This window comes from Aeromonas sp. 1HA1, assembly GCF_029237385.1.
In the GTDB taxonomy this organism is placed as follows: domain Bacteria; phylum Pseudomonadota; class Gammaproteobacteria; order Enterobacterales; family Aeromonadaceae; genus Aeromonas; species Aeromonas popoffii.
In genome coordinates this window covers 1-20,372 of record NZ_JAACGC010000022.1, presented here as the reverse complement: position 1 = coordinate 20,372, position 20,372 = coordinate 1, and the positions used below count along the sequence as shown (strand labels likewise).

The following is a 20,372-nucleotide window of genomic DNA, read 5'->3' as shown; positions in this document are numbered from 1 at the left end:
TGCGGGAATAGCTCAGTTGGTAGAGCACGACCTTGCCAAGGTCGGGGTCGCGAGTTCGAGTCTCGTTTCCCGCTCCAAATATTTGCAATGTGACATCCTGTTGCGGGAATAGCTCAGTTGGTAGAGCACGACCTTGCCAAGGTCGGGGTCGCGAGTTCGAGTCTCGTTTCCCGCTCCAACACATTTGCAAGTGACATTCTGTTGCGGGAATAGCTCAGTTGGTAGAGCACGACCTTGCCAAGGTCGGGGTCGCGAGTTCGAGTCTCGTTTCCCGCTCCAATTTCTCTCCTTGAAGTACACCAATCCAATATTTCAACTGAATCACCCCGGTTTTTCTAGACACTCAGCTGTTGAACGTTGAATTGCTCATTACATCGCGCTGCGATGCGTTGTCGTATATGGCGTTTATTCAGCGCTTCTCCCCCTCCTCCTGCAAGCAGGAACGGAAGTGCAGGCTCACACGGCGAGTTAAATAGGGAAAGCGGTTGTGACAAGAGATGGCAAATGGCGGGCAAAAAAATAGGAGGAGCAAGTCTCCTCCTACAGGCTCACTGGCGTGGCTTAGAGCAGAGTGACGTTCTCAGCCTGAGGGCCTTTGTTGCCCTGGGTCACAGTGAACTGGACTTTTTGACCTTCAGCCAGGGTTTTGAAACCTGTGCTCTGGATGGAGGAGAAGTGAACGAAAACGTCCGGTCCCTGGGATTGCTCGATAAAGCCAAAACCCTTGGTCTCATTGAACCATTTTACTTGGCCGGTGCGAATGTCAGACATGTGTTAAGTCCTATCTATAACAAAATGAAACTAAGCCTTGTTGGGCAGCATTTGCCTAGAAATCAGGGGTTGAAACATCACTGACCACGTCAATTTGTCCCAGTAGCATGTAGAACAATCCCTGTCTAAAGCACAAACGATTGTACGTGAGCGCGATCCCTTGTCAATTTGGCACTTTTCATTTTTTGAGCAAGCTAAACATATTGTGACGTCAGCGGCTTATTTCATGGCGTCAGGTCAAAAAAACGGGAGGCCAGCGCCTCCCGTTTTGTTATTCCTTGAGGGCGAACCCTTCGCCCTGCCGGTCATAACGGTAGACCGCCTGACCGTAGGAGCGGATCTCTACCCGCTGGATGCGGCGGGTGTCATCCACCAGAATGAAGATGGCGCGGCCCGATTGCAGGCGGGTCAGCGGGCGGTCCGGTCCTTCGATGGCGATCAGGCGACTGAGCTCGGCCCCCGGCAGCTCGAACTTGCGCCAGATGGAGTAGAGGGTCTCGCCGGCTTGCACCTCGTGTTGCAGCCAAGTGCCGTTGACCTTCTCTTCGACCGGTTTGGCTACAGCGGGTGCACTGCCAGCCACGCCATTGCCGACGGTAAGAGCCTGAGCAGGCACGGCCAGCGGCACTTCCAGCGAACCGGACGGGGCCGCTTTCGGGGCGGCAGGCGCAGGTTCCCAGGCCAGCAACAGCAGCCAGATGGGCACCAGTACCAGCAGGCCAATGGTGTGTTTGCGGGGCAGCGGGCTGGTCAGCTTGAATTTGCCTGCTTTGGCATCCTGACGGCGTTGGCCGAGGTTGCTCATCCCTTGGCCAAATCGTTGGCGCAGGGACAGGGTCGCGGCATTGATGCGATGAAGCAGGGATCCTTGTGATTCGTCTTGGCGACGCTGCTGGGCTCGTCTGTTATGGCCTCGTGGGCGACGGTCCGGGGTGGGCACGGCATTTACCTCTCACTACATTGCCTGCCATCAGGCAAATTCGTCGCCTATGGTAAACGGACTCGCCCCCGAGGGGGAGAGTCCTGATGCGGAAAATTATCAGCTGAGACGAAATTGACCCAATAATTGCTGCAATTTGTCGGCCGCCTGACGCAATGCCTGACTGGCTTTGGCCGTTTCGGTCGCATCCTGAGCAATGTCGTTGGCCAGTGCGTTGGTTTTTGACAGGTTGCCGGAGACGGTTTCGGAGACTGAGCTCTGCTCTTCGGCGGCGGAGGCTATCTGGTAGGTCATGTCGTTGATGGTGGAGATCGCCTTGTAGATGCTGCCGAGCGCCTCTTCTGCCAGATCCGCTTCGCTCACCGCCTGATGGGTCAGCTGCTGGCTCTGGGTGATGGCGTTGACCGCATTGGTGGAGCTCTGGCGGATCTTCTCGATCAGCTCCTGGGTGTTCTGTACCGCCTGCTGGGTGTTGCCCGCCAGTTTGCGTACCTCATCGGCCACCACCGCAAAGCCGCGCCCCTGTTCGCCTGCCCGGGCTGCCTCGATGGCGGCGTTGAGGGCGAGCAGGTTGGTCTGATCGGCAATCCCCTGAATCACGGTGAGGATGCTGGTGATCTGGGCGCTGTCGTTGGCCAGCCCTTCGACCACATCAGCCCCTTTACCGGCCTCTGCCGCGACCTTGTGCATCGACTGGATCACCTGCTGGAAGCGCTCCTTGCCCTGATCCGCCGCGCTTTGCGCCTGCTTGGCGGAGTCGGCGGTGTTGTTGGCGTGGGTGGCCACTTCCTGGCTGACATAGGACATCTCTTGCACCGCGGTCAGCATCTGCTCCATCTCCGCCTGGTGATGCTGCAGGTTGGTGTCGGTCTGACGGGCGATACGGTCGGTATCGCCAGCATGGCGGTTCACCTCGCTGGCGGTCTTGAGCACATCCCCCAGCAGCCCTTGCAGCTTGTCGATAAAGCGGTTGATGCCTTTGGCCAGATCCCCCAGCTCGTCCACCGAGCGGGTCGCGAGGCGTTTGGTGAGATCCCCCTCGCCATCGGCGATGTCATTCACCAGGCTGACCATCTGACGGATGGGCCCCGTGATACTGCGGGCTATCACCAGCATGGTGGCCAGCGCCAGCACCAGCACTATGAGTGCACCCACCAGTTGTTGGGTCATGGCGGCCCGGTTCATGTCACCCAGCTGGCTCTCCAGCTGGTCGGCTCCTGCCAGTACCACCTTGTAGGGCAGGGTGACGATGATGGCCCAGTTGCGGCTCATCCCCGGTACCATGATAGGCACAGAGATTCGGAATGATTCATCCAGCTCCTGGCGCTGCACTTCCGGTTTCAGGTATTGCTGCCACTGGTTGCCGAGCAGCTTGTCGGCCCGGCTGCCCAGCAGGCTGGTGTCGCCGCTGGTGCCGGTGATGACGCCAGCGGCGCTGACGATCAGGGTCTCGCCCTGGCCGTCATAGATGTTGCTGTTGAGGGACTGGGCCTGACGGCTGATGGAGTCCACCGCCAGATCCAGTGCGACGACGCCCTTGAATTGACCCGCCACCATGATGGGGGTGGTGATGGTGCTGACCAGCACCTGCTGGCCGTTGATGTCCACCTTGAAGGGATCGATGAGGCAGGAGCGGCCCTCCCGTTTCGGGCAGGCGTAGTAGTCGTTGGCCGGATTGCCAAACTCGTCGGCATCGCTCTTCTCGATGGAGAGCAGCAGGTCTGTGCCTATCTGCTCCTTGTCACGGTAGAAGTAGGGGACGAAACGGCCCTGGCTGTCACTGCCCAGTGCCGTTTGACCGGCGAAGGCGGCGTCCTGGTCGTCGAAGCCGTTGGGCTCGAAGCCGGCGAAGGCGCCATACAGTTGGGGTTCCAGGTTGAGCTGTGCCTTGAGCAGGTCGGTCGCCTGCTGGCGATCCAGTGGCAGCTTGCCCTGCTGCTGCAGGGCGAGGGCACTGGCCATCTGCTGGGTATAGGAGAGCCCCTTTTGCAGCAACTGGTTGATGGTGGCGGCCTCGGCGCGGGCGTTGGCACTGACCTTCTGCCAGGCCTCCTGCTGCAGGGCGGCGCGGCTGGAACTGATGGTCAGTTGCTGGGTCTGTTGACCGGAATACTGGTTGAGCAGGATCAATATGACCAGGGCTGTGGTCATGGCGATCCCGGTCATCACCAGAATGCGATTCTGGATAGAACGGAACTGCATCGTCTCTTCCTTGTGTCGTGAGAAGTAGTGTGAGAGTTATTTGACTGTCGGCCGGAGGAGGCTGCTCTCCAACATGCCCCATAGCAAATCGGAAATGCCGCTTCTGTTTTGCGATCCCCCTCAAATATCAGGTGCTAAGCGGTCACCAGACACATTTAACCCCCTACTTTAGCGTGCCACAACCTCATGGTTTTCCCATCCGGGATTCTGAGTGCTAAAATGCGACGGTTTTTTCTAACGAATTGGCCCAAGGCCCTCTACACAAGGCTTAAAGATGAAAGTCAAAACCCGTTTTGCTCCCAGCCCGACCGGCTTTTTGCATGTCGGCGGTGCCCGTACCGCACTCTATTCCTGGTTGTTTGCAAAGAGCCAGGGCGGTGAGTTCGTGCTGCGTATTGAGGATACCGACCTGGAACGTTCCACTCAGGAGGCGATCGACGCCATCATTGAGGGCATGGAATGGCTGGAGCTGAACTGGGATGAGGGTCCCTACTACCAGACCAAGCGTTTCGATCGCTACAACGGCATCATCGACGAGATGCTGGCCGATGGTCGCGCCTACAAGTGCTATTGCTCCCGTGAGCGGCTGGATGCGCTGCGCGAAGGCCAGATGGCCAACGGCGAGAAGCCCCGTTATGACGGCACGTGCCGGGATGGCGCCCACGATCACCCGGCCGATGCGCCACACGTTATTCGCTTCCGCAACCCGACCGAAGGCTCCGTGGTGTTCGACGACCACGTGCGTGGCCGCATCGAGTTCGCCAACACCGAGCTTGACGATCTCATCATCCGTCGTACCGATGGCGCGCCGACCTACAACTTCTGCGTAGTGGTCGATGACTGGGATATGGAGATCACCCATGTGGTGCGTGGTGAAGACCACATCAACAATACCCCGCGCCAGATCAACATCTACAAGGCGCTGAACGCCCCAGTGCCGGAGTTTGCCCACGTCTCCATGATCCTGGGTGACGACGGTGCCAAGCTCTCCAAGCGCCACGGTGCTGTCTCTGTGATGCAGTACCGCGATGACGGCTACCTGCCGGAAGCGCTGCTGAACTATCTGGTGCGTCTGGGCTGGTCCCACGGCGATCAGGAGATCTTCACCCTGGACGAGATGATCAAGCTGTTCAGCCTGGATGCCATCTCCAAGTCCGCCTCCGCCTTCAACACCGACAAGCTCTTGTGGCTGAACAACCACTACATGCGCAGCCTGGATCCGGCTTATGTTGCCAAGCATCTGGCCTGGCACATGGCAAACCAGCAGATCGACACCAGCAAGGGCCCGGCGTTGCCTGCGGTGGTCACCCTGCTGGCCGAGCGCTGCAACACCCTGGTGGAGATGGCCGCCCAGAGCCGCTATCTGTTCGAAGAGTACGAAGCCATCGACGAAGCGGCCGCCAAGAAGCACCTGCGCGGTGTGGCTGCCGAGCCGTTGACCCTGGCCAAGGCCAAGCTGGCCGCACTGGATAGCTGGACCACCGAAGCGCTGCACGAGCTGATTGAAGCCACTGCCGCCGAGCTGGGTCAGGGCATGGGCAAGGTTGGTATGCCGCTGCGTGTTGCCGTCACCGGTCTGGGTCAGTCCCCGGGTATCGACGCCGTGATGGCACTGGTGGGCAAGGAGCGGGTGCTGGCCCGCATCGACCGCGCTTTGGCCTATATAGAAGCGCGCATGGCCGCGGAATAAGTGCCTGTGATGGCATGCGAAAGGGCTCCCGTGAGGAGCCCTTTGTTTTTGTCCGCTAACCAGATTTGTGACATAAAACAGCGAGATAGCGGTAGTGCTGTCGGTAAAAACAGCTAACTGATTGAATTTTGACTAAACGCGCCAGTCGGCGTTATTTTTGGGTTGACAGCAAAGCGGGTGATGCCTATCATGCGCCTCCGTTGCCGGAGATAACTTCGTCAGCGCCGAGGTGAGTTGGGGTTATAGCTCAGCTGGGAGAGCGCTTGCATGGCATGCAAGAGGTCCGCGGTTCGATCCCGCGTAGCTCCACCAAATTCTCCTCGAACAATCTGGAATCAAAGGGGTTATAGCTCAGCTGGGAGAGCGCTTGCATGGCATGCAAGAGGTCCGCGGTTCGATCCCGCGTAGCTCCACCAGATTCCAAATTGGCAATTGCAGTACCCAGGGCGTGCGGTGTGTATCACCCAGGCCGACCTTTGTGGGGTTATAGCTCAGCTGGGAGAGCGCTTGCATGGCATGCAAGAGGTCCGCGGTTCGATCCCGCGTAGCTCCACCACTATTTACGGCAAATGGCCGCCAGAACCATTTGTTGAGTACGAAATTTGGGGTTATAGCTCAGCTGGGAGAGCGCTTGCATGGCATGCAAGAGGTCCGCGGTTCGATCCCGCGTAGCTCCACCACTCTTTACGACAGATGGCCGCCAGAACCATTTGTTGGGTACGAAATTTGGGGTTATAGCTCAGCTGGGAGAGCGCTTGCATGGCATGCAAGAGGTCCGCGGTTCGATCCCGCGTAGCTCCACCAATTTCTTGTAACAAGAAGCCAAAAGGCCACCGTTATCGCGATGGCCTTTTTGTTTTGGCTCATTTTTCGTCCAGCCCGTCTCTTGCCCGTAAAAAAGCCCGCATCGCAGCGGGCTTTTGGCGTGATGGCAAGGCCGCATCAGCCGCGGCGACGACGCCAGGCCAGCGGCAGCAAGGCCAGCAGCAGGGCGCCCATGGCACCGCCGCCGCCATTGCTCTCTTCTTTCAGCTTGAGATCGACGATGATGGGATCATGGTCGGAGGCGCTGAACGGGTTGCCGGACTTGATCATGTCGCCGCTGAAATCACGGCCGTACTCGAACAGGTTGCTTTCGAACGAGTTGATGTGCCAGTCGGCGACCGCGATGACCTTGCTGGCCAGCGCCGGGTTGGCGAGGGCATAGTCTAGGGTGCCAAGTTCGGCCTCGTAGCTGTAGGAGATGGCCTTCTCCTTGTTGAACTTGACGTTCATGTCGATCAGGCCGTAGCCCTTGCTCACCTCGCTGCCGGTCTGTTCATAGACTTGATCGCCGAGGAAGGTCTGGGAAGCGGAGACTATCTTGCGCTGACCCTCGGTCGGCAGATAGTCGGTCAGCACCCTGATCGCATCTTCCCTAGCGTAGGAGTTGAAATCCCCCACCAGCAGCACCTGGCCCGGCAGCGTGCTCACCGCCTCGCCCAGCACCTTGGCGGCACTGACCCGGAACTCGGTGCACTTGCCTTGCAGATCGGCCGGCTCCTTGCCATCCAGGTTCTCCAGGCAGCCGGATCCCTTTGACTTGAGGTGGTTGACCACCAGGGTCAGCGGCTCCTTGCTGCCCTCGACGGTGAAACGTTGCACCAGAGCGTCACGCTGGGAGGCCTGTTTCTCGACCCCTTTCGCGTCCTGGTATTTTTGTACCGGCAGCGCGATGACGCTGGCATCTCCCTGCGGCGTCAGCCTGGCGGGTCGGTAGATCATGGCCACCATGATGGCGTCGTCACCGAAGAAGCGCTCGTTGCCAAGCAGCGCCTTGGGCAGGGCCACGAAGGCGTACTGCTTGCTGGCATCCTTCTGCCGGGCGTTGAGGCTTTGCACCAGATCACTGATGGCGGAGTGGCTGTCGAAGCCGTTGTTCTCCATCTCCATCAGGCCGAGCAGGTCGGCATCCATCTCTGTGATGGCGTTGACTATCTTGGTGCGCTGCAGCTGGAAGTCCTCCAGGTTCTTGGCACCGCGGTTGCAGCCCTTGGCGCCGTCCGCATCCGCCTGATCCTTGCACAGTACGTTGAGTGCGCCACCCACGCTGGAGTGGCTTGTGAAGTAGTTGAGCACGTTGAAGCTGCCGATGCGCAAGTCGGTGCCATCGGCACGGGCCGGGGCGCTCTGGCGATCGTTGTCGCTGGTGCGCAGCAGATCGCCGGCGGTGATCACCTGATCCTGCGGCACTATCAGCCGGTATTCGTTGTAGCTGTAACCCACCAGTGCATCCAGATTGACCGGGGCGTCGCCGATGCGCAGGTAATCCTGCTCCGGCTCCCAGCCCGGCAGCCAGGGCAGCTTGCCATCGGCGGCCTTGAAGTCGGATTCGAGGAACACCCGGTTGTTGGCGTTGGCCTTGGCCAGTGCCTTGGCGGCCTTGCTGTCTGCCTCGTGCAGCTGGGTCGGCTTCATCAGTGGCGCCTGGTGGGAGAGCACCAGGTTGTTGCGTTTGGCGGCGTAGTCATAGCTGAAATTGCGGCTTATCTTGAGCGCGCTGTCGGCATCCAGCCGCACCCGCATCCCTTCATGACGCTCCAGCGCCCGGGCCAGGGTCTCGTTTTCCAGTACCCGCAGCGGCACGGCGGCAGGGGCCGCCCCCTGGGCGAGGACTTGCAGGCGCGGGATGCCGCTGTCAACGATCGGCTTGAGCTGGGTGTGGTTGTAGTACTCCTCGACCTTGGCCTCCAGGCAGATTTCGGCGCCCGGCTTGATGTCCGGGTACTTGCTGGCGAAGTGCTTGTCATTGAGGTAGACGAAGATGCCGTCCGAGGTCTGGGGGTTGCCATCACCCTGCACATCTTGCAGGTAGAACCCCTTGTTGAGGCTTTCGCCAAGCGCGGAGACCACCGCCTTGACCATGACGCTCTGGGGGCTTTCGAACTTGTCGCTGGGAATGAGCGGACTCTTGTTGCCACTGCCCTGAATGACGGGAATGGGGGTGAGGAGACTGTCAGCCGGGCAGCTGAAGCTGGCGGCATGGAGGGATGGGGAGGCGATCGCAATCCCCACGGCCAGCGACAGCAGGGTACGTGTTCCTTTCATAAGGGTTCCTTTTTTATTTTTTGCCAGTGTTTCCATCGCCTTGGCTCATCGGCCAAGGGCGCGCATTGTCACATTTCTGGCATGCCATACCAGTGAGCCAACGCACATTACGGGGATGCAAATGAGAGCGCTCTCGTTTTTTTGACTTGGCTAACAGTATGAAATTAATGATAAAAAAGTTAATTAAACCCAGGCAGCAACTGTGATCTGGCTGGCATCCACATATTTTTCTTCGAGAATGAAGATTGAGGCCCGGTTGCTTGATTTCTATACTCATCTTGTTCCTCACGGAACCCAGATAAAGGGCAATCCGGCCGGGATGCCGGGACGCAATGCCTCCGGTCTCCAGCTCAGTCGAGTTCGAGCGCGGGGGCTTCCCGGGGGGATGGTGGAGTCTGTGGCAGGTCCATTGCCAGTTGTCTGCCCCCATGGCGCAGGTTGCGATTGTTCTTTGTCCTGGTGACCAATGCCAAGACAAAACAAGGAAGAAACAATATGCAACAGACCTTTAGGTCCAGCAGGCTTGCCATGCTGGTGGCCCTGGCTGCCATGCCCGCCGGGGCACAAGCCGTGTCTTATCCCGCCTATCAGGCTGGCACCGCCTACAAGAGTGGCGATGTGGTCAGCAATGCAGGCTCCCTCTACGAATGCAAAGAATTTCCCTACTCCGGCTGGTGTGGGGCCTCGCCCTATCACTATGCCCCCGGGGTGGGGGTGGTCTGGGCCGATGCCTGGAAGCTCTATGGCGGCGAGGTGCCACCACCGGCGCTCGGACTGGCAATCAGTTCGCCCGCCTCTGGTAGCGCTTTCAACGAGGGCGCCCCCGTGGCTTTGGCGGTGACCTTGAGCGGCAACAGTAGTGCCTTGGTCAAGGTCGAGTATCTGGTCGATGGCAAGCAGGTCGCATTGAGCAGTGCATTCCCCTGGTCAGCCAGCTGGGTCGCCACCGGTGTTGGCCCCCATCAACTCACATCTCGTGGGTTGGACAAGGATGGCAAGCTGCTGAGCGAGGCAAATGCCAGTTTCAACGTCAACGCCGTGGTCGCGCCGGAGGCGCCCAGGGTGAGCATCAGCAGCCCGGCCAATGGCGCCAAGGTGACCCTGGGTCGCAGCGGGGCGGTCAGTGGCAAGGTCACCGATGCCAACAATGACGTGGCCAGAGTCGAGCTCTATGTGGATGGCAAGAAGGTGGGCGAGGACGTCAGCGCCCCCTGGCAGGTGAGCTGGACGCCCCAGAGCAAGGGGGCTGCCGGCCTCAAGCTGGTAGCGACCGACAAGGAAAATCTGGTAGGCGAGTCGGCCCAGGTCGATGTGCAGGTGGAAGAGGCGGCTCTGCCGCCCACAGGGGGCAACCTCTCCTGCGATATCCGTCAGATCTATCGCCCGGACGGTTACGAGTGCATGGGGGATGACCATGCCCGCCGGGTCATCGGCTACTTCACCTCCTGGCGCACCGGCAAGAATGGCCTGCCCGCCTATCTGGTGAGCGACATCCCCTGGGACAAGATCACCCACATCAACTATGCCTTCGCGGCCGTGGATGAGCAGAGCCACCTGATCAAGGTAGACGACGCGGCCACCAAGATGACCTGGAGCGGGGTGCCGGGTGCCGAGATGGATCCTGAATTTGCCTACCAGGGCCACTTCAACCTGCTGTCGAAGTACAAGAAGCAGTATCCGGACGTGAAGACCCTCATCTCCGTTGGGGGCTGGGCCGATACCCGCGGCTTCTACACCGCCACCACCCAGGGCGACTGCTCGGTCAATACTGCCGGTATCAACACCCTGGCCGACTCGGCGGTGAGCTTTATCCGCCAATACGGCTTTGACGGGGTCGATATCGACTACGAATACCCCACCTCCATGAAGGATGCGGGCAACCCCAACGACTTCCCGCTCTCCAATCAGTGCCGGGCCAAGCTGTTTGCCAACTACGAGGTGCTGATGAAGACCTTGCGGGCGCGGCTCGACAACGCTGGTAACGAAGATGGCCGCAAGTACATGCTGACCATCGCCTCACCGGCATCGGCCTATCTGCTGCGCGGGATGGAGAACTTCCAGGTCACCCGGTACCTCGATTACGTCAACCTGATGACCTATGACTTCCACGGCGCCTGGAACCATTTTGTCGGTCACAACGCGGCGCTGTTCGACAACAATGCCGACCCCGAGCTCTCCCACTGGGGCGTCTATAACCAGACCCAGTTTGGTGGCATCGGTTACCTCAACGCCGCCTGGTCTGCCCACTATTTCCGTGGTGCGCTGGCGGCCGGCAAGATCAACGTGGGTGTGCCCTATTACACCCGCGGCTGGCAGGGGGTGAGCGGTGGCAGCCATGGCTTCGGCGGCAAGGCGGCCCTGCCGAGCCAGAACCAGTGTCAGCCAGGCACTGGCGGCAGCACCATTCCGTGTGGCAACGGGGCGGTCGGCATCGACAACATCTGGCACGATCTCGACAAGAACGGCAAAGAGATCGGCGGCGGCGCCGTGCCCATGTGGCATGCCAAGAACCTGGAGCACGCGGCCAGCCTCGGTATCACCACGCTGCCGAGTTACGGCATCGCCTGGGGTCTGGATCCCAACAATCCGGCGCACGTGATGCAGGGCACGTATGTGCGTTACTACGATGACAAGGCCCACGCGCCCTGGTTGTGGAACGCAGAGAAGAAGGTGTTCCTCTCCACCGAAGATGAAGAGTCCATGGGCCACAAGCTGGACTACATCATCAAGCGCGAGTTGGGCGGTGTCATGTTCTGGGAGATGGCGGGCGACTACGCCTTCGATCCGGCCAAGAACGAGTACGGCATGGGCAGCACTCTGACCACCCTGGCCTATGAGAAGTTTGCCAAGGCAACCCCGTACAACGCCAAGCAGAATGATCTGGCCGCGCCGAGCGCCCAACTCGACATCCAGGTCAGCCTCTCCGGCTTCAAGGAAGGGGACTCCAACTACCCGATCAACCCGACACTCAAGCTGGTCAACAAGTCGACCCAGACTATTGTGGGCGGCGCGCGCATCGAGTTTCTGGTGCCCACTTCCACCTCTGACACCATCACGGATCAGAGTGGCATGGGGTTGAAAGTGGTAGAGAGCGGTGGCAACGACAACTCGGAAGGCATTGCGGGCGAGAAGGACTTCCACAAGGTCGCCATGACCCTGCCGGGCTGGCAGACCCTGGCACCGGGGGCCGAAATTGAAGTCGCCATGACTTACTACCTGCCAGCCGCCGGTGTGCCGAGCGGCATGCGCCTCATCAGTGGCAGCCAGACCATAGGGCTCAAGGCCGAGTTCCCGACCCTGCCGGAGGCGGTACTGGGCTCCGGCGGCGAGACCAGCTGCAGCAGCCAAAACATCAATCCGGCGGCCTACAAGGCCTATCCGAGCTGGCCGCAGGGGGATCACGCCAATGGTGGCGATCGCATGACCCATAACAAGGTGGTGTGGCAGGCGAACTGGTGGACCAGCAGCGAACCCAAGGCCACCGATGGCAGCTGGAAGCTGGTATGTAGTTACTGATCTGATAACTCCTGTGTTGACGCCATGGGTGGCAAGGCAGTACCAGTAGGATCAATCCGGAGCCCAGGCTCCGGATTTTTTATGGCGGAATATATAAAAAGAGGGGGATAAAAAAGACCGCTCCGAAGAGCGGCCAATTGCCACCAAGGCAACCTGTGGGGCGGTCCCTTGTTATGTGCCGCGGGCGGGGCCAAACCGTGACCTTGTTTATTGGGTGACGGCGCCGCCCTGTTGCTCCTTGAGGAAGTTTATCCAGGGAGAGGCACGGCCACTGACGTTGCCATTCTGGGCGGCCTGGGTGAAGGCGGAGAGCGCCTCCTTCGGTTTTTGCTGCTCAAAATAGGCGACCCCGGTCAGGAATTTCAGATCGGCGCGTTGTTCACCATTGGCATTGGCCGCAGGCTTGGCGGCCAGGGCCACCAGATCCTGATAGCGTTTGCTCTGGATCATCATGCGCGCCATCTTCAATTGCAGTTCGGCATCCGGAGCCAGCTTGTAGGATCTCGCCAGGGTATCGATGGCGGGATCCAGCTCCTTGGCCTGATGCCAGTAGTTGGCCAGTGCCTTGAAGTTGGTTGCGCTGTTCTCTATGGTGCCCTCCTTCATCGCCTTCTCCATCACGCGTGCCGCCCGGTGAGGAATACCGGCGAAGGCCAGGTAGTTGGCCAGCCGCTGCAATTCGGCCGGCTCGGTCAGCATACCGAGGTGGTAGGCTGATTCGAGCGCCGCCAGCGCCTTGCCATCGTTGCCCGCCTGCATGTGCATGGCCGAGAGCTGGGTCCAGTACTTTTTCTTGGCCGGGTACATGTCGACCAGGGTCGTCAGCACTTCGGTGGCCGGTTTGTACTGTTTCAGCTCGTAATGAGCCCCCATCTTCAGCAGATACCAGGACTCCGGCGCTTTACCTGCCGAGAGCTTGATCGCCTGATCTACCGCCGGGATAGCTTCCCGGTACTGCTTGAGTTGTACGTGGGCGTTGGCCAGCGTGATGTAGGCGTGCGGGGTCGGTTTCTCATCCTTGCCGAGACTCGCAAACCACTGGTTCATGGTACTGATGGAGGCCTTGAAGTTGCCCTCCGCCATGTAGAGCTGGGCCAGGTTGTAGCGCACCTGCTGGGCCACGGGTTGCGGCAGGCCGCCAGTGGCGATGGCATCGGCAAAGTATGTGGTCGCCTGACCGTACTTCTCCTGCTGCGCCGCCACGAAGCCGAGGGTCTGCAGTATCACCCCCTTGTCGTAGACCCGCTCACCGGCGCCGGACAGCGCCTCCTGCAGCTTGGCATTGGCCTCGCCGTATTTCTTCTCGGTGATCAACGCCTGTGCCTTGTTGACCGCGCGATAGGCGCGGTCAGAGAGGGCCGGCTGCTCGGCGGCCCAGCTGGCTGTGCTGAGTAGCACCGCCATGGCAACCGGGGCGAGGATCAGGGTGTGTAACTTTTTCATCGCCACCTTCCTTAGTTGACCGCAAACTCGATTTCTTGCTGCATGCGGGTGGCCTGCGCCTTGCCATCGACCATGGCCGGTTTAAACGTCCATTTGGCGATGGTCTTGCGCGCCTCCTTGCCGAGGTCATAGCTGCGGGGCTCTTCTTTCACGATCCGCACGTTGCTGACGGTGCCACGTTCGGTCACGGTGAACTCTACCAGCACCTTGCCGGAGGCGAGTCCCGCCAGCGCCGCCTTGCGGGGCATCATGGGTTCGAAGGTCGCCATCGGAATGGCGCCGTTGTTGCCACCCATGCCGCCCCCCCCCCCGCCTGTGCTGTAGGCGCCGAGGGCGTTGCCACCACCTATGTTGACCGGGAGGTCGAGCTTGGGCATGTCCATCGGCGAGCTTTCCATCTGCGGCCGATCCGTGCTGGCCACTTCCATCTCGGGAGGGGGAGGTGGCCGGTTCGGCGGCGGCGGTTTGGGCAGCTCGCGTTGTCTCTCTTGCAGGGTTTCCTGAGGGCGAACCCGAATGAAGTCGGTCATGCTGACGTCTTCGGATTCCACCAACTCCCGGTGATCCGGTGTGATGAGCTTGTTCATTCCCAGAAACAGGAAGAACACCACCACACAGGAGACAGCCAACGATATCAGGTATCTCATAGGTCTATCTCCGGCATCAGCTGCTCTTGTCTGCCGCGATGGAGATGTTCTGGACACCGGCCATGCGGATCTGATCCATGACCTGGACCACCAGACCTGAACGGGATTCGTTATCGGCCTGGATCACCACGGCGCTCTCCGGATTCTCGGCCCGCAGCCGCTCTATGTTGGCCCGTACTGCCCCCACTTCGACGATACGCTTGTCGACCCAAACCTGACCGTTCTCGCGCACCGCGACCATGATGTTCCCCTTCTTCACTGTCTCGGCCGTGCTGGCGCTCGGGCGGTTGATCTCCACGCCGGACTCCTTGACGAACGAAGTGGTGACGATGAAGAAGATCAGCATGATGAACACTATGTCCAGCATGGGGGTCAAATCGATGGCCGCCTCATCAGCACTGCTGTCGCTGTGACGTTTTCTCATGGCAAAAACTCCTTGCTTGTTCTGTGCCCCCGCCAGGCTCGCGTCCGGCGGGGGAGTGCATCCTGCATCAACCGTGTTTCAGGTTGTCTTCCAGCTTCTCGACCGCCAGCTTGGCCTTGTGATCGAGCTGGTTGACAAAAAACAGGCCGGAAAGGGCGGCAATCATGCCCGCCATGGTCGGTACCGTCGCCTTGGAAATGCCCGAGGCCATCGCCCTAGGGGAGCCGGTGCCGGTGATGGCCAGGGTGTCAAACACCTGCACCATACCCACCACGGTTCCCAGCAGCCCCATCAGTGGACAGAGGGCGATCAGCACCTTGATGACCGGCATTCCCTTGTCTACCGCCATGGCAACCCGAGAGACCAGCTCGCGCCGGATCTGCTTGGCAGACCACGAAAGATGGTCGCTGCGGGCCTGCCAGGTTGCCTTGGTCTGTTTCACCTGCTTGGGGTAGACCGCTATGAAGTAGAACCTGCGCTCCAGTAGCAGGGCCCACATCATCAGGGTCAGGAAGAACAGGGCGACCAGTACGTCGCCCCCCAATCCCAGAAACCGGCGGACCGACTCGACTTCTTCAATCAACCAGAACCACATGGGTGACTCCTTACGCTGCGGCTTTGGAGGCGTGCAGACGTTCCTGATAACGGGCGACGAAACCGGCGCTCTGCTCTTCCAGCACCTGGATGAGACGACGGCTCTGGGTCTGCACTATGGTGTAGAGGAACAGCATGGGCACGGCCACGACCAGACCCTGCATGGTGGTCACCAGCGCCTCCGAGATACCACCCGCCATCAGCTTGGGATCACCGGTACCGAACAGGGTAATGGCCTGGAAGGTAGCGATCATCCCCACCACGGTACCGAGCAGACCCAGCAGCGGTGCGACTGAGGCGATCAGCTTGATGATGCTGATGCCCTTCTCGAATTTGGGCACATTGCGCAGAATGATCTCGTCCAGTTTGGATTCCAGATCCTCTATGTTGTCACCGCTATGGCTCTGGTAAGCCCCCAACATCTCGCCGATGGGGTTGCCCTTGATGATCTGATCGGATTTCAGCTGCTTGCGCATGGCGCCGCCGATGAGGGAGAGGCGGGCGCCGCAGAACAGGGCCAGCAGGGTGCCGATGACCCCCAATGCCAGGATCACATAACCCACGGAACCACCCTGATCGATACGCTCCTTGAGGGTCGGTGACTGCACCAGCAGGGAGAGGATCACGCCGCGGGACGGGTCGACGAAGATGGGCTTGACGCCACCACCACCCTGTTCAAACTCGGCGATAGGTGCCAGTACGCTCTTCTCCGGCTGACGGGAGAGTTGTTCGAACTTGCCGGTCTCCGGCACGAAGGTGAGGTACTTGCCCTCGGAGACGGTGTTGAATTCACCGATCTGGGTCACTGTCTTCTCGGCCTGGTTGCCCTCGCCGTACACCACGGTCGCCGGCATCTGACTCACCTTGCCACCGTCAACCATGCGGCTGAGGGTGGTGGTCCAGAAGGCAGTCAGATCATCGCTGGAGGGGAGCTCCTTGCTCTCTGCCAGACGGGTCAGCAGCGCCGCCTGCTCAGGGTGCTCGACCCGGCGGGCGGAGGCATTGAAGATCCCCTTGAACTCACCGGCAAACTGACGCAGCACCCCGAACATCTCGCCCATGTTGCCGGAACGCTGGCGCAGGGTGTCAGTCAGCTCGGTCAGCTGCTTGTCGTTGGCATCGAAGGTCGCCTTGAGCTGTTCGCCCTTGGCGGTTTCGGCAGCCAGCTCGGCCTTGGCCTTGGCCAGCAATGCCCCTTGCTCGTTTTTGTAAGCCAGGAAGCGGGCTTCCCGCTCCTTGTTGAGCTGGGATTCGCTCAGGCTGGAGGCCTTGACCTGATTGAGCAGCGCGTTCAGATCTACCGGTTTCTCGGCGGCGGTCACCGGCAGGATGATCAGGGTGGCTCCCGCCATCAGGGAGGCAATAGCAAGTTTGATTCCTTTCATGATGCTTTCTCCGCAGTTTGAACCGGCAGCTTGATGAGCGCGGGGGGCGCCTGCTTCTTGGCGATACGCAAGCCCTGTTCGACTGCACTGCGATACTCCTGGGGCAGCTCTTCCCATTGACGGGTCTTCTTGTTCCACATGCCGGTCTCATTGCCATCCGGGGATTGGTAGAGCAGGGCGATGCGGCCGACGCGCAGGAACTCGTAGGTCTTCTCGGTGCCAGCCTTGTCCAGACTGGCCTTGTAGGACTCGATGGTGCGGCTGAAGCCCTCCTCGATCTGGTAGGCTTCCAGGATCTTGCGGTACTTCTCGGAGATGGTGACATCGGCCCGGTTCATCAGGTCCGTCAGGGCTGCCACGCGGTCCTCCCGCTCGACTTTCTGGAACGGCAGATCCAGAGAGACGAACTGCTCGAGGGAGTCGATCATCTTGAGCATCAGGGGGACGACTTCGGTGCTGGTCTGATCGATCTGGGCGATCTGGCGCTGCATCGAGGCCAGCTCTGTGGTCTGGGAGTCGACCATCTTGCCCACCTGCTCGTTGTAGGTGCGCAGACTGTCGACCTGGCGCAGGGCGGCCTTGTACTGCGCCAGGGCAGACTCGGCAGACTCGGCGTAGTTGTCGATCTTCTGCTGGGACACTTTGGATGCATTGTTGGTGGCGGCTTGAGCGTCCACTGCCTGACCGGCAGAGGCGGCACTCAGAGTGAAGCTGGTCAGCAAGGCAGCAGAAACCAGGCTGCCGAGGAGCGCTTTCTTCATTGTAATTGTCCTTGTCTTCATAGGTTTACCCTATCTCCGTAACTTCCTTGGACGTTGGGCAAAGCCGGCCCGACCGGGCCGGCTTGGGTTGTATATCAACGAGGTTGATTAGAACTTCTGGGTGTAGTCGAGGTAGACGACGCGCCCGTCGATGTTGTAGAGGTCTTCGTCATAGGTGAAGCCGTCGCTGGAGAGCGAGGGGTCTACGTTGAACATGTTCCTCACACCGGCTTGCAGCTTGCCATTCCAGGGGGTGTCAACCGCGACGTTCAGGTTCCAGGTGGTCTGGGACGCAATATGCCCCTCTTTCTGACCATCTACGTAATCCTGGCTCTGGGAGTCGATGTAGTTGGCACTCAGGTAGGTATCCATGTTCCACCACTGCGGCACATTGACCCCGACGCCGGAGTTGAAGCGCAGTTCCGGCTTGGCGTTCCAGCCCTTCTTGTCGACCATGGGACCACCGGCGAACAGACCCTCTTCGTATTTCAGAATGTAGGTGCTGCCGAAGTCGTAGCGTACTGTCACGACGTCGAAGTCGTACTTGTAATCCGCCTTGAAATCCAGACCGCTGGTCTTGAGCTGACCCAGGTTGACCATGCCAGCATAGACCTGCTCCACATCGCCATTGGCATCGCGGATGACGTTCGGGTTGCTGCCGGTATTCAGCTCCTGATAGAACTGGGTCTGGGTGGTCGCCAGCTGGATCACGTCATCTATCTTGATGTAGTAGTAATCCAGCGAGAGGTTGAGATCGTCGATCGGGCTATACGCAGTGCCTATGCCGAAGGTGTCAGCCGTCTCTTCCTTCAGCTTCTTGTTGGATTGGCGAATCGTGGTGAACTGCTCTTCCGGGCAGTTGGCCACCCCGTTTGCCCGGCAGGAGACATAGTCCTTGGCAAAGTCGGCGGAGTCGGCATCGGCGGCATAGAGATCATCCAGACCCGGAGCACGGAAGGATTGTGACCAGGAGGTACGGAACAACAGATTGTCCAGCGGCTGATAACGCAGGCTCGCCTTGGGCGAGAAGGCGCTGCCAAAGTCGCTGTACTTGTCGTAACGACCGGCCAGGTTCAACTCGATCTGCTCGGTGATGGGGATCAAGCTCTCGATGTAGGTGGCGAAGACGTCGCGTACACCGCCACCCGAGTTGCCGGCAGAGCCGATGACGTTGCCAGCTTCGGACTGGCTGTCGTAGGTGTCAGAGTAGGTCCAATCGTTGTATTCTGCGCCCAGAAACCAGCCGATGGGGCCGGCCGGCAGCTCGCCCATGCTCCAGCCCAGGCCGCCGTACCACTGGAAGAAATCCATCTTGGAAGTACGGCTGATGTCGTAGGAGAGGCTGTTGGTCGCCGCGTTGGAGAACTCGCCGTTCTTGAAGTTGCCCGCATCGACCTGTTGCTGGACCGCCGGGTTCAGCACATAACCTGTTCCACGGTTCTTGTTGTCAGTCTTGGAATACATGTAGCCTGCACTCCACTCCACATCGCCCACCGCTTCGGTCGGCAGCGCGCCTTCAAAGCCCAGGTTGATGCTGCCGGTCATGTCGGTGACGTCGTTGTCACGGGGGCCGACGTTGTTGAAGCGGTAGTAGACGGTGGCCTTCTCGCCGATGAAGCCGTTGTCGGCCAGCAGCTGGGCACCGCCCGGGGTGGTGCCGTCGATGCTGAAGGGGCCAGGAGCCGGGGCGGAGCGGCCAAAGCTGGTGATGCGCGAGCCGATCAGCTGGGGCACGAAGTCGACGCTGTCATTGACGTGATAGCGCCCGTTGACGTAGACGGTGTCGCGGTTGCGAGAGGCGGTCTTGGCGGCAACCTGGGCGAAGTCGAAGCGGCAAGTCGAGTCGACAGGCACGAACCCGGTGCCAGTATTGGCACAGTCGACGCCTTTCAGTGTGCGGGTGACCGTCTTGCCGGTGGCGGCATCGACCCCCTTGATGTTGCGGCCATACAGGCTGGGAGCGGAGGCGCCCTGTAATGCCAGATAATCGCGATCCTTGTAGTAGATCTCGTCTTTGACATCGTGTTCATAGACCATCATCAGGGCGCCCTTCTCCCCTGTGATACCGCTGACAATGGAGCCATTCTTCTCGTCGCCACCCTCTTTGGTGGGCGAGCCAATACGCCCCTGGAAGGCCAGCCCTTCGTAGTCTTGCTTCAAGATGACGTTGATGACACCGCCGATGGCATCAGAGCCATACAGCGCGGAACCGCCATCCAGGTTCACTTCCACCCGTTCAACGGCCGCCATGGGAATGGTGTTCAGGTTGATGGCGCTGCCACCTATGGAAGGGGAGCCCGCGACCCGCTTGCCATTGAGCAGCACCAGAGTGCGCTCTGAGCCCAGACCACGCAGACCAACGGTCGACTGGGATTGAGCGGAGTTACCAGATGCGGGGGATAAACCACCAAAGGAGTTGAAGGAGGCTTGTTTCAGGTAGTCAGCCACTGTCTGCTGACCGGATTGCTCGATCCTGGCTCTGCTTATGGCGATAACCGGGGTGGCGCCTTCCACATCGACACGGGAGATGCGGGAGCCGGTCACCTTGATTTTCTGCAGTTTTTCAACGTTTTGGCCTTCTTCGGCCATAGCGGGGGTGGCTACCACTGCCGCGCTCGCCAAGGCAAACGCAACGGCAGCAGAGAGTCTGCTTTTCCTAAGCATCGCTTATATCCTTCCTGGTTGTTTTTTTGTTTGCTTCCATACCGCCCTCGTTGGAGCGATGCGTAAGGCTTATCAAGCTTTCGATGTGGACGTCAATTGAGGTGGTGCGGATGGGGTGGGGGCTGACTCTTATACACAAATATTGTGAACTGATTGGCACTTTTCCCGATTTCCAGGATCTGATCTCCTATGTGACTCCCGAACATGGTAACGATCATGCTAACTTTTGCTCTTCATCGTGCGGCCGA

Annotated in this window: 13 protein-coding genes, 8 tRNA genes and 1 riboswitch; of the genes, 10 read left to right on the top strand and 11 right to left on the bottom strand. The window is 59.7% G+C overall.

Annotation, left to right across the window (positions count from 1 at the left end):
- Position 1: 1 nt before the first annotated feature.
- The 3 genes from GWQ22_RS09335 to GWQ22_RS09325 all read left to right on the top strand — a co-directional run bounded on the left by GWQ22_RS09335 (position 2) and on the right by GWQ22_RS09325 (position 279).
- Positions 2–77: transfer RNA gene (locus tag GWQ22_RS09335), tRNA-Gly, on the top strand.
- Between the two features lie 25 nt (positions 78–102).
- A tRNA-Gly gene (locus tag GWQ22_RS09330) sits at positions 103–178 on the top strand.
- Between the two features lie 25 nt (positions 179–203).
- A tRNA-Gly gene (locus GWQ22_RS09325) sits at positions 204–279 on the top strand.
- Positions 280–561: 282 nt separating this feature from the next.
- On the opposite strand, the gene GWQ22_RS09320 is transcribed toward GWQ22_RS09325, so the two are convergent.
- From GWQ22_RS09320 to GWQ22_RS09310, 3 genes are all read right to left on the bottom strand, one after another.
- Positions 562–771 (bottom strand): cold-shock protein, encoded by a 210-nt coding sequence (locus GWQ22_RS09320; protein WP_042035779.1) that lies wholly within the window; start codon positions 769–771, stop codon positions 562–564.
- A gap of 271 nt (positions 772–1,042) precedes the next feature.
- Entirely contained in the window at positions 1,043–1,711 is a 669-nt protein-coding gene (locus tag GWQ22_RS09315; protein WP_275930123.1) for a LysM-like peptidoglycan-binding domain-containing protein, read from the bottom strand.
- Positions 1,712–1,810: 99 nt separating this feature from the next.
- A complete protein-coding gene (locus tag GWQ22_RS09310; RefSeq protein ID WP_275930122.1) occupies positions 1,811–3,913 on the bottom strand; it encodes a methyl-accepting chemotaxis protein in 2,103 nt (700 codons plus the stop codon).
- 274 nt (positions 3,914–4,187) lie between these two features.
- Here GWQ22_RS09310 and gltX point away from each other — a divergent pair, with 274 nt between their 5' ends.
- The 6 genes from gltX to GWQ22_RS09280 all read left to right on the top strand — a co-directional run bounded on the left by gltX (position 4,188) and on the right by GWQ22_RS09280 (position 6,407).
- Positions 4,188–5,603, top strand: a complete 1,416-nt coding sequence (gene gltX, locus GWQ22_RS09305) for a glutamate--tRNA ligase (RefSeq protein ID WP_275930121.1) — start codon at positions 4,188–4,190, stop codon at positions 5,601–5,603.
- 236 nt (positions 5,604–5,839) lie between these two features.
- Positions 5,840–5,915 (top strand) — tRNA-Ala (locus tag GWQ22_RS09300).
- Between the two features lie 28 nt (positions 5,916–5,943).
- Positions 5,944–6,019: transfer RNA gene (locus GWQ22_RS09295), tRNA-Ala, on the top strand.
- Positions 6,020–6,083: 64 nt separating this feature from the next.
- Positions 6,084–6,159: transfer RNA gene (locus tag GWQ22_RS09290), tRNA-Ala, on the top strand.
- 48 nt (positions 6,160–6,207) lie between these two features.
- A tRNA-Ala gene (locus GWQ22_RS09285) sits at positions 6,208–6,283 on the top strand.
- Positions 6,284–6,331: 48 nt separating this feature from the next.
- Positions 6,332–6,407, top strand: a tRNA-Ala gene (locus GWQ22_RS09280).
- Positions 6,408–6,545: 138 nt separating this feature from the next.
- Here GWQ22_RS09280 and GWQ22_RS09275 read toward each other — a convergent pair.
- A complete protein-coding gene (locus GWQ22_RS09275) occupies positions 6,546–8,690 on the bottom strand; it encodes an ExeM/NucH family extracellular endonuclease (RefSeq protein ID WP_275930120.1) in 2,145 nt (714 codons plus the stop codon).
- Between the two features lie 294 nt (positions 8,691–8,984).
- A riboswitch (cyclic di-GMP riboswitch) is annotated at positions 8,985–9,071 on the top strand.
- A 147-nt stretch (positions 9,072–9,218) separates the two neighbouring features.
- On the opposite strand from GWQ22_RS09275, the gene GWQ22_RS09270 reads away from it, so the two are divergent.
- Positions 9,219–12,206, top strand: a complete 2,988-nt coding sequence (locus tag GWQ22_RS09270; RefSeq protein WP_275930138.1) for a glycosyl hydrolase family 18 protein — start codon at positions 9,219–9,221, stop codon at positions 12,204–12,206.
- A 207-nt stretch (positions 12,207–12,413) separates the two neighbouring features.
- Here the strand turns inward: GWQ22_RS09270 and GWQ22_RS09265 are convergent, their stop codons facing one another.
- The 7 genes from GWQ22_RS09265 to GWQ22_RS09235 form a co-directional block, all read right to left on the bottom strand.
- The gene (locus tag GWQ22_RS09265) at positions 12,414–13,649 is read right to left on the bottom strand and encodes a tetratricopeptide repeat protein (RefSeq protein WP_275930119.1); all 1,236 of its coding nucleotides are present in this window, start codon (positions 13,647–13,649) and stop codon (positions 12,414–12,416) included.
- An 11-nt stretch (positions 13,650–13,660) separates the two neighbouring features.
- Positions 13,661–14,296, bottom strand: coding sequence for an energy transducer TonB (locus GWQ22_RS09260; RefSeq protein ID WP_042035771.1), 636 nt, complete (start codon positions 14,294–14,296; stop codon positions 13,661–13,663).
- A gap of 16 nt (positions 14,297–14,312) precedes the next feature.
- Positions 14,313–14,720, bottom strand: a complete 408-nt coding sequence (locus GWQ22_RS09255; RefSeq protein ID WP_212514744.1) for a biopolymer transporter ExbD — start codon at positions 14,718–14,720, stop codon at positions 14,313–14,315.
- Positions 14,721–14,787: 67 nt separating this feature from the next.
- Positions 14,788–15,315, bottom strand: a complete 528-nt coding sequence (locus tag GWQ22_RS09250; RefSeq protein WP_275930118.1) for a MotA/TolQ/ExbB proton channel family protein — start codon at positions 15,313–15,315, stop codon at positions 14,788–14,790.
- Positions 15,316–15,325: 10 nt separating this feature from the next.
- Positions 15,326–16,699, bottom strand: a complete 1,374-nt coding sequence (locus GWQ22_RS09245) for a MotA/TolQ/ExbB proton channel family protein (protein ID WP_275930117.1) — start codon at positions 16,697–16,699, stop codon at positions 15,326–15,328.
- Positions 16,696–17,460, bottom strand: a complete 765-nt coding sequence (locus GWQ22_RS09240) for a DUF3450 domain-containing protein (RefSeq protein WP_108537263.1) — start codon at positions 17,458–17,460, stop codon at positions 16,696–16,698. Before GWQ22_RS09240 ends, GWQ22_RS09245 begins: the two co-directional genes overlap by 4 nt.
- 108 nt (positions 17,461–17,568) lie before the next feature.
- Complete coding sequence (locus GWQ22_RS09235) at positions 17,569–20,124, bottom strand: TonB-dependent receptor (RefSeq protein WP_275930116.1); 2,556 nt, start codon at positions 20,122–20,124, stop codon at positions 17,569–17,571.
- Between the last annotated feature and the right edge of the window lie 248 nt (positions 20,125–20,372).